13 protein-coding genes are annotated in these 15,401 nt (G+C 61.0%); 9 read left to right on the forward strand and 4 right to left on the reverse strand.

Annotation, left to right across the window (positions count from 1 at the left end; all coding sequences use genetic code 11):
• Positions 1-91: 91 nt before the first annotated feature.
• The 3 genes from BLO80_RS03440 to BLO80_RS03450 all read left to right on the forward strand — a co-directional run bounded on the left by BLO80_RS03440 (position 92) and on the right by BLO80_RS03450 (position 2,575).
• Entirely contained in the window at positions 92-1,021 is a 930-nt protein-coding gene (locus BLO80_RS03440) for a LysR family transcriptional regulator (RefSeq protein ID WP_092326806.1), read from the forward strand.
• 187 nt (positions 1,022-1,208) lie between these two features.
• Positions 1,209-1,610: a MerR family transcriptional regulator gene (locus BLO80_RS03445; RefSeq protein ID WP_092326807.1), complete on the forward strand. Its 402-nt coding sequence runs from the start codon at positions 1,209-1,211 to the stop codon at positions 1,608-1,610.
• Between the two features lie 65 nt (positions 1,611-1,675).
• Positions 1,676-2,575: a hydroxymethylglutaryl-CoA lyase gene (locus BLO80_RS03450; protein ID WP_092326809.1), complete on the forward strand. Its 900-nt coding sequence runs from the start codon at positions 1,676-1,678 to the stop codon at positions 2,573-2,575.
• A gap of 653 nt (positions 2,576-3,228) precedes the next feature.
• Here BLO80_RS03450 and BLO80_RS03455 read toward each other — a convergent pair.
• Positions 3,229-4,926 (reverse strand): AMP-binding protein, encoded by a 1,698-nt coding sequence (locus BLO80_RS03455; RefSeq protein ID WP_092326810.1) that lies wholly within the window; start codon positions 4,924-4,926, stop codon positions 3,229-3,231.
• A 196-nt stretch (positions 4,927-5,122) separates the two neighbouring features.
• On the opposite strand from BLO80_RS03455, the gene BLO80_RS03460 reads away from it, so the two are divergent.
• From BLO80_RS03460 to BLO80_RS03475, 4 genes are read left to right on the forward strand one after another with little or no spacing between them, the layout of a single operon-like run.
• Positions 5,123-6,286 carry an isovaleryl-CoA dehydrogenase gene (locus BLO80_RS03460; RefSeq protein WP_092326812.1) on the forward strand — a complete coding sequence of 388 codons (1,164 nt, stop codon included), beginning with the start codon at positions 5,123-5,125 and terminating at the stop codon, positions 6,284-6,286.
• Between the two features lie 11 nt (positions 6,287-6,297).
• Entirely contained in the window at positions 6,298-7,905 is a 1,608-nt protein-coding gene (locus BLO80_RS03465; RefSeq protein WP_092326813.1) for a carboxyl transferase domain-containing protein, read from the forward strand.
• Positions 7,906-7,918: 13 nt separating this feature from the next.
• On the forward strand, positions 7,919-8,740 hold the full coding sequence (locus tag BLO80_RS03470) for a gamma-carboxygeranoyl-CoA hydratase (RefSeq protein ID WP_092326815.1): 822 nt from the start codon (positions 7,919-7,921) through the stop codon (positions 8,738-8,740).
• On the forward strand, positions 8,737-10,686 hold the full coding sequence (locus tag BLO80_RS03475; RefSeq protein WP_092326817.1) for an acetyl/propionyl/methylcrotonyl-CoA carboxylase subunit alpha: 1,950 nt from the start codon (positions 8,737-8,739) through the stop codon (positions 10,684-10,686). The genes BLO80_RS03470 and BLO80_RS03475 overlap by 4 nt, the downstream gene beginning before the upstream one ends.
• Positions 10,687-10,715: 29 nt before the next feature.
• Here the strand turns inward: BLO80_RS03475 and BLO80_RS03480 are convergent, their stop codons facing one another.
• On the reverse strand, positions 10,716-11,363 hold the full coding sequence (locus tag BLO80_RS03480; protein WP_092326818.1) for a LexA family protein: 648 nt from the start codon (positions 11,361-11,363) through the stop codon (positions 10,716-10,718).
• A 130-nt stretch (positions 11,364-11,493) separates the two neighbouring features.
• On the opposite strand from BLO80_RS03480, the gene BLO80_RS03485 reads away from it, so the two are divergent.
• Together BLO80_RS03485 and BLO80_RS03490 are read left to right on the forward strand one after the other, a co-directional pair.
• Entirely contained in the window at positions 11,494-11,835 is a 342-nt protein-coding gene (locus BLO80_RS03485) for a DUF6124 family protein (RefSeq protein ID WP_092326820.1), read from the forward strand.
• Positions 11,836-12,330: 495 nt separating this feature from the next.
• Complete coding sequence (locus tag BLO80_RS03490) at positions 12,331-13,482, forward strand: M14 family metallopeptidase (protein WP_092326822.1); 1,152 nt, start codon at positions 12,331-12,333, stop codon at positions 13,480-13,482.
• A 201-nt stretch (positions 13,483-13,683) separates the two neighbouring features.
• Here BLO80_RS03490 and BLO80_RS03495 read toward each other — a convergent pair whose 3' ends face one another.
• On the reverse strand, positions 13,684-14,220 hold the full coding sequence (locus BLO80_RS03495) for a cytochrome b (protein WP_092326823.1): 537 nt from the start codon (positions 14,218-14,220) through the stop codon (positions 13,684-13,686).
• On the reverse strand, positions 14,217-15,299 hold the full coding sequence (locus BLO80_RS03500; protein WP_092326825.1) for a catalase family peroxidase: 1,083 nt from the start codon (positions 15,297-15,299) through the stop codon (positions 14,217-14,219). The genes BLO80_RS03495 and BLO80_RS03500 overlap by 4 nt, the downstream gene beginning before the upstream one ends.
• Between the last annotated feature and the right edge of the window lie 102 nt (positions 15,300-15,401).

The raw sequence follows: 15,401 nt of genomic DNA on the forward strand, positions 1-15,401 counted from the left end.
GTGTATTAACATTCATCACCGATATATGTTTCACTGATTCGCATCGCCACCCGGCACCTCACAACAAGCCCAAGAACAAGAGTGCAGCGCCATGAATCTGAGCAAGGTCGACCTCAACCTTTTCATTGTCTTCGATGCGATCTACACCGAAGCCAACCTGACCCGCGCCGGGCAGATCGTCGGCATCACTCAGCCAGCCGTGTCCAATGCCCTGGCGCGTCTGCGCGAGACCTTCAACGACCCGCTCTTCGTGCGCACCGCCCAAGGGATGGTGCCGACGCCCATGGCCCAGAACATCATCGGCCCGGTGCGCAATGCCTTGTCGCTACTGCGAGTGTCGGTGCAGGAAAGCCGGATCTTCAACCCGTTGCAGGCCGTCAAGACCTACCGCATCAGCATGACCGACCTCACCGAAGGCGTGATCCTGCCGCTGCTGTTCCAGCGCTTGCGCCGCCTGGCACCGACCGTGGCGATCGAGAGCTTCCTGTCCAAGCGTCGTGAAACCACCAAGGAACTGGCCGCCGGCCGCCTCGACTTCGCCGTGGACGCGCCGCTCAACACCGACCCACAGGTACGCCACGTCAAGTTGATGGAGGATCGCTACGTGTGCGCCATGCGCAAGGGCCATCCGCTGGCGGGCAAGGAAAAGCTCACCCTCGATGATTACCTGGCCCAGACCCACGTGCACATTTCCAGCCGCCGCAACGGGCTGGGTTACGTCGACCTGGCCCTCGGCAAGATGGGCATCCAGCGCAAGATCGCCCTGCGTTCCCAGCATTACCTGATGGCCTCCCAGGTACTGCAGCAGACCGACATGGTCATGACCGTCCCCGAGCGCTTTGCACGACGTCACGATTTGCATGCCTTCCTGCTGCCGGTCAACGACGTGCCACCGGTGGAGACCCATCTCTACTGGCACGAAAGCACCGACCAGGACCCGGCCAACCGCTGGATGCGCGAGCAGATGATCGAGCTGTGCCAACAGGTGACAGCCCATGAGAAGAAGCTCGATAAGGTTTAAAGGATCGAAACGGTGGGAGCGAGCTTGCTCGCGATAGCGGTAGACCGGCCAATATCCAGGGCGACTGATCCGACGCCATCGCGAGCAGGCTCGCTCCCACAGGTTTTGTGTGCAGAACCTCACTGCTTGACGCGAACGTCAACCTGCCTTTAGTTTAGCGCCAGCCCCTTTCGTTTCGAGCGCTTCCATGAGCAGCCAGACCTACAGCATCTCCGACCTCGCCCGCGAATTGGATATCACCACCCGGGCCATCCGTTTCTATGAGGAACAAGGCCTGTTGAGCCCGGAGCGACGGGGCCAGGAGCGCATTTATTCGCCGCGGGACAAGGTCAGCCTGAAGCTGATCCTGCGCGGCAAGCGCATTGGCTTTTCCCTGGCCGAGTGCCGCGAGTTGATCGAACTCTACGACCCCTCCAGCGGCAACCAGAAACAGCTGCACAGCATGCTGGCGAAAATCGCCGAGCGCCGGGAACAGCTCGAACAGCAATTGCTGGACATCGAACAGATGAAGCTGGAACTCGACACCGCCGAAGAACGCTGCATCCAGGCGTTGGAGCAGACGATCGAGGGCGAGGAAATCGTCCGGTAACACTCTCCCACAATGGGTTCATCATTGCGCTCGACATATTGGCAACTCACTACAGGTCAATCCCCATGTCCCTCCCCTCCTTTGTACGTTTGATCGAAGTCGGCCCCCGCGACGGACTGCAGAACGAAGCACAACCCATCAGCGTTGCCGACAAGGTGCGCCTGGTGGATGCCCTGAGCGCCGCCGGCCTGGGCTATATAGAGGTCGGCAGTTTCGTCTCGCCCAAGTGGGTGCCGCAAATGGCCGGGTCCGCCGAGGTGTTCGCGCAGATCCAGCGCAAGCCCGGTGTGACCTATGGCGCCCTGGCGCCGAACCTGCGAGGGTTTGAAGATGCGCTGGCGGCGGGCGTGAAAGAGGTGGCGGTGTTCGCCGCCGCGTCCGAAGCGTTTTCCCAGCGCAACATCAACTGCTCCATCAAGGAAAGCCTGGAGCGCTTCGCGCCGATCATGGCGGCCGCAAAACAGCACGGTGTCAGTGTGCGCGGCTACGTGTCCTGCGTGCTGGGTTGCCCCTATGAAGGGGCGGTCAAGCCTGAGCAAGTGGCGTGGGTCGCCCGGGAGCTGCATGCGATGGGCTGCTACGAGGTCTCCCTGGGCGACACCATCGGCACAGGTACCGCTGGCGCCACGCGCAGGCTCTTCGAAGTGGTAGGCGCCGAAGTGCCCCGGGACAAACTCGCTGGACACTTCCACGATACCTACGGCCAGGCCATGGCCAATGTCTACGCCAGCCTGCTGGAAGGCATCGCGGTGTTCGACAGCTCCATCGCCGGCCTTGGCGGTTGCCCGTATGCCAAGGGCGCCAGCGGTAACGTCGCCACCGAAGACGTGCTGTACCTGCTCGATGGGTTGGGTATCGAAACCGGTGTCGACCTGGACGCACTGATCGCGGCGGGCCGGCAGATTTGTGATGTGCTCGGCCGCCCGACGGGTTCGCGCGTGGCCAAGGCCCGCAACGCACACTGAGGTGTTACCGCCAGCTTTGTAACAGGGGCGAAACGAGTAACACGGAAACAATTTGTCAGGTTTGGCCGATCAGGCTTTTCAGCAAAAAATCACAAGCATTTGATTTATATAGATTTTTAAAAGTTGGCACGCCACCTGCTATATCTCTTGCATAACAAGAATAAAAAAACGCAGCAAACCCAATAAAAACAAGACGAAACGACTCTGACATAACAAAAACAACACGGCAGAGACGCAGCTAACAGATTTTTTTGGAGAAGATGTGCTTTTCAGGGTGCTTCCAGGAGCAACCCGCAACCGGGCAGAGAACAATAAAACTACCTTCAGGTAGCTCCCGAATCGGTTGGATCGCCAGGCGAAAAAGCAGGTCAGCGCTCAAAAAAATACGTTTGCTCTTGATCCCGGATGGGGATCGCCAAAAACAGCGGTAAAGGGCCACGGCTACCAAAAACAACAACAGGCCGCCCCTCAATAATAAAAAAGAGCACGCGACGACAAAATTAAAGGGGAGCTTCGGCTCCCCTTTGTGCTTTCCCGGATTTCACATTTCCCCCTGTGGGAGCGAGCTTGCTCGCGATGACGGCGACACAGCCAACCTATCTGTCAACTATCCCACCGCCATCGCGAGCAAGCTCGCTCCCACAGTATTGGGGTTAGCTTTGCTTACCGCGCAGCTCTTCGATACTGATCTCGCGCATGCGAAATTTCTGGACCTTGCCGGTGACTGTCATGGGGAATTCTTCGACGAATTTGAAATGACGCGGCGTCTTGAAATGAGCGATGCGCTCCTTGCACCAGTCTTGCAGCTCTTGCTCACTGGCGCTGTGGCCAGGATGGAGCTTGATCCACGCCACGATTTCTTCGCCATAGCGTGAACACGGGATGCCGATCACTTGCACGTCCGCCACCGCCGGGTGGGTGAAGAAGAACTCCTCCAGCTCACGCGGGTAAATATTCTCCCCGCCACGGATGATCATGTCCTTGTTGCGCCCGACGATGCAGACGTAGCCCTGCTCATCCATGGTCGCCAAGTCGCCGGTGTGCATCCAGCCTTCCGGGTCGATGGCATCGGCGGTGCCCTTGGGGTTGTTCCAGTAGCCGAGCATCACGCTGTAGCCACGGGTACACAATTCGCCGACAGCGCCACGCGGAACGAGATTGCCCGCCTCATCGATAATCTTGCTTTCCAGCTGTGGCTGGGTGCGGCCGACGGTGGTTACACGCAGCTCCAGTTCGTCTGAAGGACCGGTCTGCAACGACACCGGGCTGGTTTCCGTCATGCCGTAGGCAATCTGCACTTCGGCCATGTGCATTTCGTTGATGACCCGTCGCATCACTTCGATGGGACAGGTGGCCCCGGCCATGATGCCCGTGCGCAGACTGGACAGGTCGAAGTCGTCCCGCTGCGGCTGGTCCAGCAGGGCAATGAACATCGTGGGCACGCCATACAACGCAGTGGCTTTTTCCTCGGCCACGGCCTTGAGGGTCAGCAATGGGTCGAAGGCATCGTTGGGGTAGATCATGGTGCTGCCATGGGTCATGCAGCCCAGGTTACCCATGACCATGCCGAAACAATGGTAGAGCGGCACCGGGATCACCAGCCGGTCGCCAGCCGTCAGGCCCAGGCTTTCGCCAACCATGTACCCGTTGTTGAGAATGTTGTGATGGCTGAGGGTTGCGCCTTTGGGAAAGCCCGTGGTGCCGGAGGTGTACTGGATATTCACCGGCTGATCGAACCGCAGGCTGGATTGGCGCTCGGCCAGTTGTCCAGGCGTCACCGCCGCGCCCAGGGCGGCCAGTTGCGACCAGGGCAGAAAGCCCGTCGGTGGCTGGGAGTCGAGGCTGATCACACCGCGCAACTCCGGCAGGCGCTCGCTTTGCAGATGGCCGATCGATTGCTCCGCCAGCTCCGGTGCCAGCGCTTGCAGCATGGCGTGATAATCCGAGGCCTTGAACGCGCCGGCGCACACCAGCCATTGGCATCCGGATTGTTTGAGCACGTATTCGAGTTCGGAAACGCGATAGGCCGGATTGATGTTGACCAGAATCACACCGAGCTTCGCACTGGCGAACTGGCTGATACACCACTGGGCGCAATTGGGCGCCCATACACCGAGGCGATCACCGGTTTTCAAGCCTAGCGCCAACAGGGCTCGGGCATGCAGATCGACGGCCTCGGCCAGTTGTCGCCAGGTATAGCGCAGCGATTGATGGCGAACCACCAACGCCTCGCCCTCCGGATAAAGGGCCACCGTCTGGTCGAAAACCTCGCCAATGGTTTGGACCAACAAGGCCTTGGCCGAGGAACCACGGGTGTAGCTGAGCTGTGAACGCGAACCGGGTTGATCCATAACGCCCCCTCTTGTCTTTATTAGTGGGTGTAGCGGTAACCTGATGCAACAACGTACCTTTCTGGGCACTAACTCTGGCCCAAGTTGACGTTAACGTAAAGGGCGATTGACAGCTTCTCGCCGCAGGCTTACGTTAACGTAAAGGTGAGAGCCACTCCCCGTTCTCCGCACCCGATAAAAAAGCCAAAGGTGTCCCATGAGCTACCCATCCCTGAACTTTGCCCTCGGCGAAACCATCGACATGTTGCGCGACCAGGTGCAGGCCTTCGTCAAGGCCGAACTGGCCCCCCGCGCGGCGCAGATCGATATCGACAACCTGTTTCCCGCCGACATGTGGCGCAAGTTCGGTGACATGGGCCTGCTGGGCATCACCGTACCGGAAGAATACGGCGGCGCTGGCCTGGGCTATCTGGCCCACGTGGTGGCGATGGAAGAAATCAGCCGCGGCTCGGCCTCGGTCGCCCTCTCCTACGGTGCCCATTCCAACCTCTGCGTGAACCAGATCAACCGCAACGGCAATCACGAACAGAAAACCAAGTACCTGCCCAAGCTGATCAGCGGCGAACACGTCGGCGCCCTCGCGATGAGCGAGCCGAACGCCGGCTCCGACGTGGTTTCGATGAAACTGCGAGCCGACAAGCGTGGCGACCGTTACGTGCTCAACGGCAGCAAGACCTGGATCACCAACGGTCCCGATGCCAACACCTACGTGATCTATGCCAAGACCGACCTGGAAAAGGGTCCTCACGGCATCACCGCCTTCATCGTCGAGCGCGACTGGAAAGGCTTCGGCCGCAGCAACAAATTCGACAAGCTCGGCATGCGTGGCTCCAACACGTGCGAGCTGTTTTTCGATGACGTCGAAGTGCCGGAAGAAAACATCCTCGGCGCGCTCAACGGTGGCGTGAAAGTCCTGATGAGCGGCCTCGACTACGAGCGCGTGGTGCTGTCCGGCGGCCCGACCGGGATCATGCAGGCCTGCATGGACCTGATCGTGCCCTACATTCATGACCGCAAACAGTTCGGCCAGAGCATCGGCGAATTCCAGCTGATCCAGGGCAAGGTCGCGGACATATACACCCAGCTCAACGCCAGCCGCGCCTACCTGTATGCGGTGGCCCAGGCTTGCGAGCGCGGTGAAACCACCCGCAAGGACGCCGCCGGGGTGATCCTCTACAGCGCCGAACGCGCCACGCAAATGGCCCTCGACGCCATCCAGATCCTGGGGGGCAATGGCTACATCAATGAATTCCCCGCCGGTCGTCTGCTGCGTGACGCCAAGCTGTACGAAATCGGTGCCGGCACCAGTGAGATTCGTCGGATGTTGATCGGCCGCGAACTGTTCAACGAAACCCGCTAACGGAGCTGACCATGGCCACGCTGCACACTCAGCTCAACCCGCGTTCGCCGGAGTTCACCGCCAACCGCGAGGCGATGCTCGGGCACGTCGAGGCCCTGCGCGCCCTGCTCGCGCAAGTCCGCCAGGGCGGCGGCCTCAAGGCCCAGGAGCGGCACACCTCACGGGGCAAGTTGCTCCCCCGTGAACGCATCAACCGGCTGCTGGATCCGGGCTCGCCGTTTTTGGAAATCAGCCCATTGGCGGCCCACGAAGTCTATGGCGAAGACGTGCCGGCGGCCGGCGTGATTGCCGGCATCGGCCGCGTGGAAGGCGTCGAATGCATGATTGTCGCCAACGACGCCACGGTCAAAGGTGGCTCCTACTATCCACTGACGGTGAAAAAACACCTGCGCGCCCAGACCATTGCCCAGCAGAATCGCCTGCCGTGCATTTACCTGGTGGATTCCGGCGGCGCCAACCTGCCGCGCCAGGATGAAGTGTTCCCGGACCGCGAGCACTTCGGTCGGATCTTCTTCAACCAGGCCAACATGAGTGCCCAGGGCATCCCGCAGATCGCCGTGGTCATGGGTTCCTGCACCGCTGGCGGTGCCTATGTGCCGGCCATGGCGGACGAGGCGATCATGGTCCGCCAGCAGGCGACGATTTTCCTCGCCGGCCCACCGTTGGTGAAAGCCGCCACCGGCGAGGTGGTCAGTGCCGAAGACCTGGGCGGTGCCGATGTGCACTGCAAGATCTCCGGCGTGGCGGATCACTATGCCGACAGCGACGAACATGCCCTGGCGCTGGCCCGACGCAGCGTGGCCAACCTCAACTGGCGCAAACTCGGTGAGCTGCAGCAACGCCAGCCCATCGCCCCGCTGTATTCGTGTGACGAGCTGTACGGTGTGGTGTCGGCCGATGCCAAGCAGCCGTTCGATGTGCGGGAGGTGATCGCGCGCCTGGTGGACGGTTCGGTGTTCGATGAGTTCAAGGCGCTGTTCGGCACGACCCTGGTGTGTGGTTTCGCTCATTTGCATGGCTACCCGGTCGCGATCCTGGCCAACAATGGCATTCTCTTCGCCGAGGCCGCGCAGAAAGGTGCGCATTTCATCGAGCTGGCCTGCCAACGCGGCATCCCGCTGCTGTTCCTGCAGAACATCACCGGCTTCATGGTCGGGCAGAAATACGAAGCCGGCGGCATCGCCAAGCACGGCGCCAAGCTGGTCACCGCCGTGGCTTGCGCGCGAGTGCCGAAATTCACCGTCATCATCGGCGGCAGCTTTGGCGCGGGCAACTACGGCATGTGCGGTCGCGCCTATGACCCGCGATTCCTGTGGATGTGGCCAAACGCGCGGATTGGCGTGATGGGTGCGGAGCAGGCGGCCGGCGTGCTCGTGCAGGTCAAGCGTGAACAGGCCGAACGCAGCGGCCATCCCTTCAGCGCCGAGCAGGAAGCCGAGATCAAGCAACCGATCCTCGATCAGTACGAAGAACAGGGGCACCCCTACTATTCCAGCGCACGGCTGTGGGACGACGGCGTCATCGACCCGGCCCAGACCCGCGATGTACTGGGCCTGGCCTTGTCCGCGTCACTGAACGCGCCTATCGAACCGAGCCGCTTCGGCGTGTTCCGGATGTAAACGAGGAATGCCCATGGATAATTTCAATACCCTCGAACTGCACAGCGACCCACGGGGCGTTGCCACCCTGTGGCTCAGCCGCGAGTCGAAAAACAACGCGTTCAACGCCGAAATGATCCGCGAACTGATCCTCGCCCTGGACCACGTCAGCAGCGATCCCAACCTGCGCTTCCTGCTGATCCGCGGTCGCGGCAAGCATTTCAGCGCCGGCGCCGACCTGGCCTGGATGCAGCAATCGGCCGAGCTCGACTACCACACCAACCTCGATGACGCCCGGGAACTGGCAGAGCTGATGTACAACCTCGCCAAACTGAAAATTCCTACGCTGGCCGTCGTCCAGGGTGCGGCGTTCGGTGGCGCGCTGGGGCTGATCAGTGCTTGCGACATGGCCATTGGCGCCGATGAAGCACAGTTCTGCCTGTCGGAAGTGCGCATTGGCCTGGCACCGGCGGTGATCAGCCCGTTCGTGGTGCAAGCCATCGGCGAACGGGCGGCGCGTCGTTATGCCCTGACGGCTGAACGCTTCAACGGGCAACGTGCGAAAGAGATCGGTTTGCTGTCGGAAAGTTACCCGGCCGAGACCCTGGACCAGCGGGTCGAACAGTGGATCGACAACCTGCTGCTCAACAGTCCGGCCGCCATGCGCGCCAGCAAGGAACTGCTGCGTGAAGTCGGCAACGGCGCCCTTACCCCGGCGCTGCGGCGCTACACCGAAAACGCCATCGCCCGCATCCGCGTCAGCCCGGAGGGCCAGGAAGGCCTGCGAGCCTTCCTGCAAAAACGTGCGCCGAACTGGCAAGCCGAGTCGAATAATAACAAGGAGCCGCGTCGATGAGCGCCCCTGCCCTCACCACGTTGCTGGTGGCCAACCGTGGCGAAATCGCCTGCCGCGTCATGCGCACCGCCAAGGCCATGGGCCTGACCACCGTTGCCGTACACAGCGCCACCGACCGTGATGCCCGCCACAGCCGTGAAGCCGACATTCGCGTCGACCTGGGCGGCAGCAAGGCCGCCGACAGTTACCTGCAAATCGACAAACTGATCGCCGCAGCGAAAGCCAGCGGCGCCCAAGCCATCCACCCCGGTTATGGCTTTCTGTCCGAGAACGCCGGATTCGCCCGGGCGATTGAAAATGCCGGGCTGATCTTCCTCGGTCCGCCGGCTTCGGCCATCGACGCCATGGGCAGCAAATCGGCGGCCAAGACGCTGATGGAAACCGCCGGCGTGCCCCTGGTGCCCGGTTATCACGACGAAGCCCAGGACCTGGAGACCTTTCGCGACGCCGCCAAGCGCATCGGCTACCCGGTATTGCTCAAGGCCACTGCCGGTGGTGGCGGCAAGGGCATGAAAGTCGTCGAGGACGTCAGCCAACTGGCCGAAGCCCTGGCCTCGGCTCAGCGCGAAGCACAGTCCTCGTTCGGCGATTCGCGGATGCTGGTGGAAAAATACCTGCTCAAGCCCCGCCATGTGGAGATCCAGGTATTTGCCGATCGACACGGCAACTGCCTGTACCTCAACGAGCGCGATTGCTCGATCCAACGCCGCCACCAGAAAGTCGTGGAGGAAGCCCCCGCCCCCGGCCTGACTCCGCAACTGCGCCGGGCGATGGGGGAAGCCGCCGTGCGCGCGGCCCAGGCGATCGGTTATGTCGGGGCCGGTACGGTGGAGTTCCTGCTGGATGCCCGGGGCGAGTTTTTCTTCATGGAAATGAACACTCGGTTGCAGGTCGAGCATCCGGTCACCGAGGCGATCACCGGGCTCGATCTGGTGGCCTGGCAGATCCGCGTCGCTCAAGGCGAGCCATTGCCCATCACTCAAGCGCAAGTGCCGTTGCTCGGTCACGCCATCGAAGTGCGGCTGTATGCCGAAGACCCGGTCAACGATTTCCTGCCGGCCACCGGGCGCCTGGCGTTGTATCGCGAGTCGGCCGAGGGGCCGGGTCGGCGGGTCGACAGCGGGGTCGAAGAAGGCGATGAAATCTCGCCGTTCTACGACCCGATGCTCGGCAAGCTGATTGCCTGGGGTGAAGACCGCGAGCAGGCGCGCCTGCGGCTATTGAGCATGCTCGATGAATTTGCCATTGGCGGGCTGAAAACCAATATCGGTTTTCTGCGCCGAATCGTCGCCCATCCCGCCTTCGCGGCGGCAGAGCTGGACACCGGATTTATCCCACGTTACCAGACGCAATTACTGCCAGAGCCCGGTGAATTGGATGACGCGTTCTGGTTCGCCGCCGCCCAAGGGGTCGCCTTGAGCCTGGCACCGCACGTACGCGGCGATGACACCAGTTCACCATGGGCCAGCACCACCGGGATGCGCCTGGGGTTGCCGAGGGAAACCACCTTGCACCTGAGCTGTGAAGGTCAGGATCGTGCGCTGACGCTGGACGTCACAGCCCATTGCGCAAAACTCAAGGGTGAGCGACTGACGATCGAGCATCACGGTGTGCGCCGCAGCCATCGGGCCATTCGCCAGGGCGACAGCCTGTATCTGCAGTGGGAAGGTGACTTGCATCGGATCGACCTGTACGACCCGCTGGCCGCCGCCGAAGCCAGTCACAGCCATCAAGGCGGCCTGGCCGCGCCCATGAACGGCAGCATCGTGCGGGTCTTGGTGAGTGTCGGCCAGACGGTGGAAGCCGGGGCTCAACTGGTGGTACTGGAGGCCATGAAAATGGAGCACAGCATTCGTGCGCCCAAGGCCGGTATGATCAAGGCGCTGTATTGCCAGGAAGGCGACATGGTCAGCGAGGGCAGTGCCCTGGTGGCGTTCGAAGAATAGGAATCGGCCCGCTCCCAGGGCCGATCCAGTCAGAACCTGATGGTGGCCTGCACTACCACACCGATGATGCGGCATTGCTCGGTGTACAGGTTTTTCGGGTAAGTCGGATTGAGCGGAACCAGGTAACGCTGCCCGCTCTCTTCGATCAATTTGCGAAAGGTCGCGTCACTGCTACCGGGCAGGCAGGCGACCACCAGTTTGCCGGGCACCGCCTCGATGGCCGGATCCACCAGGATCGACATGCCCTCGGGAATGCTCAACCCATTGGGTGCGGTCATCGCATCGCCCACCACCACCAGCCAGAATGCATCGCCCCGGGCGTGGTAGTCCGTCAGTTCGTAGCGCGCCTGGCTGTAGGCGCCGGGATCGCCTTCGCGAACCTCGCCAACCTCGTGCCACTCACTGACCGGGTAACGGAAGTACGGGTTGTACTTCTGCGCCAGGGCCATGCCTTCTTCGGTGGAGGTGTCCGGCTCGCGGATCACCATGGCCACTTCCAGAAACTCCAGCCCCAGCTCCCGCAGGACCCGGTTCATGTCGTCGACACTGGGCTGCCGGCGCTTGGTCAGCCAATGGCCGACGCCGCCCTGGGACATTCCCAACCGCTCTGCGAGCACCACTTGCGTGATGCGCAGCTCCTTCATCTTGGCCTTGACCAACTCTATCCATTTATCCATGTGCGGCACGATACGTGGGTGGCTCCGACCCGCAAAACACAAATTGTAGTATTTAAATTATCGTCACAATTACGATAAGTACTATTCTGGATTCAGGTCTTCAGCCCCTCACAAGGAGATTTTCATCACCATGGACACACCCAATACAGACCAGCCCAGCAGCCCTTTCGACGGCACGTTCTCTTCATTGCAGGATTGCCCCGCAGCCAAACGCGCCCTCGATTACTACTTGAAACCAAGTGTTTCGCCAGCCCAGGCAGAACACCGCTTTTTCGAGGTCAGCCACAGCGTCAGCGCGGAAGAAGCCCTTGTCCATGCGTGCGATCTGCTGCGCTGTGCAGCGGCGACCGCCCATGAGTCAGCCAACCAGTTAAATGGTTCGAGCCGTGACCTGGCATTTTCGGTGGTGCACATGATCGATCTGGTCAAGGTGATGCTTGACCGATCCCTGGATGGCTACCCTACTCGCTAGCGTTAACCCTTTGGGAATGTCGTCGCGAACGCGGACGACGAGAAATTTTTTCCAATCGATGCGATAAAACCATTTGACTTGCAAATGATAATGATTATTATTGCATCAGCTGGTCGCGAGATCAGTCGATAGGCCAGAAGACCTTAGGTCGGACTTCTGGAATATCTCCTCATCAGGCTAATCACGGTTTTTGACCCGGCTTTTTGCCGGGTCTTTTTTTGCCGATTTTTCGGCTTATGTCTTCAGGCTAATGAAGTCTTTCGGGATGCTGCCAATTCGTTGGCGGCGATGATAGCAAATGAATATCCGTTTACAAGCGCCCCCCCGCCACACGGGCGAAAACTATCGACGACCAGCACTTGAGAATCAATTGCAGACTCTCTAAGCTGACTCGGCGTCCAGGGAGGACGCCCCCTCGTTTACGTGACGTAAATCGTCCCGGCTTCCCCTTTCTTGCGTGTAAAGTAACGGCCATGAAAATCCTTTCCAGGAATCGTGACCGTGGCTAAATCTTCCTTTGATATCAGCGCCAATTTCGACAGCGGCAACATCGAAGTCGTCGACATCAGCAACCCGTTGCAGTCGTTGCTCAAGATCAGGCCCGATACCCGCAGCGCCCATTTCCAGTGGTTCCACTTCAAGGCCAGCGGCTTGCACGTCGGCCAGGAGCATTCCTTCCGCCTGCTCAACGCCAGTCAATCGTCTTACAACAAGGCCTGGACGGGCTACCAGACCGTCGCCTCCTACGATCACGTCAATTGGTTCCGCATTCCGACCCAGTTTGAAGGCGACGCCCTGCGCTTTCATCTGGAAGCCGAACAACCCCACGCCTGGTTCGCCTACTTCGAACCCTACAGCCGTGGTCGTCATGACTGGTTGATCGAACAAGCGCAGCACAAGGCCGGCACCGAGCTATTGGCCGTTGGTAAAAGCGTGGAAGGCCGTGACATTCAATTGCTGCGCAAGGGCAGCGGTGCCGAAGGCCGGCGCAAAATCTGGATCATCGCCCAGCAGCACCCCGGCGAGCACATGGCCGAGTGGTTCATGGAAGGCGTGATCGAACGCCTCCAGCAGCATGACGATGGGCAACTGAACCGGTTACTCGCCAAGGCCGACCTGTACCTGGTGCCGAACATGAACCCGGACGGCGCGTTCCACGGTCATCTGCGGACCAACGCCATGGGCCAGGACCTCAACCGCGCCTGGCAGAACGCCAGTCCGGAAATCAGCCCCGAAGTCTTTTTCGTACAGCAGCAAATGGAAAAGTACGGCGTCGATCTGTTCCTCGACGCTCACGGCGATGAGAAGATCCCCCATGTCTTCACCGCCGGTTGCGAAGGCAACCCGGGCTACACGCCGCGCATCGCCGAACTCGAAGAGCGCTTTCGCAGCCATCTCAAGCACCAGACCAAAGACTTCCAGACCGCTCACGGCTACACCCGCGACGAACCGGGCCAGGCCAACATGACCCTGGCCTGTAATGCGGTCGGGCAGAAATATGACTGCCTGTCCCTGACCCTGGAAATGCCATTCAAGGACCACGACGATCACCCGAACCCGATCACCGGCTGGTCCGGCAAACGTTCGATGCAACTGGGCAAGGATGTGTTGAGCACCATCGAAGCCATGGTTGACGAATTGCGCTGATCCAATGACCTGATCAACCCTATCCAAAGTGAACACGCTGGGTGGGAGCAAGCTTTGCTCCCACTCTCATCTAAGTCCGCTGAATCCCTGTGGGAGCGAGCTCGCTCGCGATAGCGGCGGGTCAGCTTGCAGAGATGTTGGCTGTGCTGCCGTCATCGCGAGCAAGCTCGCTCCCACAGTATTTTGAGTCGTTCACCCACTTCAGCCCTTGCCGCGCAACATACTGGCCAACACCTCATCCCGGCGCACCCACGCGTGAAACAGCGCCGCCGCCAGATGCACCAGCACCGTCAGGAACAACAAGTAAGCCAGGTACCCATGGGCCTTGCGCAGCAGTGCGAATGTCTGGGCGTGGGCGGGCAGGATCGAGGGCAGTTGCAGCCAGTTACCGAGCATCACCGGATCCCCCGCCGCCGAAATCATGCCCCAGCCCAACAGCGGCAGGACCAGCATCAAGGCGTACAACAGCACATGGGAGGCGTTTGCCGCCAGCACCTGCCAGCCCGGCAGATCGGCCGGCAGCGGCGGTTGGCGGGTCGTAAAACGCACCACCAGGCGCACGATCACCAACAGCAAAATCGCGATGCCCAATGGTTTGTGCAACTGCAGCAGCCATTCATGACGTGCGGACACCGAAGCGACCATGCCGGCGCCGATAAACAGCATGGCGATGATCATCAATGCCATCAGCCAGTGCAGCAGCCGAGCCAGCGGTGCGAAGTGACGAGGGGCGCTCATGGGCGGGACTCCTGGGTGGCGGGCAATTGGCTCACTTCGCTGGTACGGCGCAGATAGGAACTGGCATAAGCAGCGGAACGCGCGACCAACAGCGGATCGTCAGACCCTTCGATCCCTTGGGGCAGGATCAGCGGGTCATAGTTGATGTCGCGGCATTCGCCGTTGTCCTGCGCCTGGGTGCGCTCCAGCACCAGCGTGCCGGCGTTGAGTACCTTGCGGTCAGCGGGCCAGGCCTTGCTGGCGTCGTTCACCGGGTCCCCCGGGTTGGCCAAGGTGATGTTCAGTTGCCAGCGCAACGGCCCGGCGGCGAGACGCTTCGCCAAGTCTTGCTCGAGAAAGTCGGCGCCCTGGGGTGGCGTCGCATCGGCAGCGTCCTGGCTCAGCGGTACCACGCCCCAGCGCACGGCCTGGCGCTGCCCGGCGGGGTTGACCAGATAGAAGGCGTTGATGCCGTTGTAGGTTTCGGTGGCATAGCTGGCCGACGGTTTGGCGGTCTTGATCCATTGCAGGAACGGCGCGGCTTCGGGATGCGCGGCAAAGAACGCCGGTACGGCCGCGGGATTCGGTTTCCCTGTGGCAGGGTCCGGCGACTGGGCTTGCTGGAGTTGGTAGAAGGCTTCGGGGGTGCCCACCGGAAACACGGGCATGCTGTTCATGCCGGTGCGCCATTGCTGGCCGTTGGCCTGGGTAAAACGCAGCGCCAGGCTGCGAATCGGCACACTGCCGTCCGGTGCATAAGGGTTGCCGCTGGGCAAGGCGAAACGCCCAACCACGGGCGTTTGCGGCAGCGAGAACACCTGGGCGCTGGAATAGGCACTGGCCTCGCCCGAGCTTTGGAAATAACCCGCGACGCAGACTCCTTTCGAGTGGTTGCGTCGAAAGCCCGGGTGAACGCCGTTGTTTTTTTCCAAGACATTGACCAGCGCTTCCGGTGTCAGGCGCTGTGGGTCAAGGCTGCCATTGACGTAGGCAAACAGCCCGGCCAGCGCCGCAACAATCACGGCAATGCCGCTCAGGCGCAGTGTCAGGGCGGCGCCACTCAAGGGCGGCCGGCTCGCCGAGGGTGAAGGATCAACCATGAGAAAGCTCCAGGGCTCGAGGCCATTTGTTGGAAAGGACACGTCAGACGAAAGCCCGGCAGGTTTATTCCCACGCCTCGTATTTATTTTTCCTGCACTGGA

Source organism: Pseudomonas sp. NFACC56-3 (genome assembly GCF_900100025.1).
GTDB classification, from domain to species: domain Bacteria; phylum Pseudomonadota; class Gammaproteobacteria; order Pseudomonadales; family Pseudomonadaceae; genus Aquipseudomonas; species Aquipseudomonas fluorescens_AA.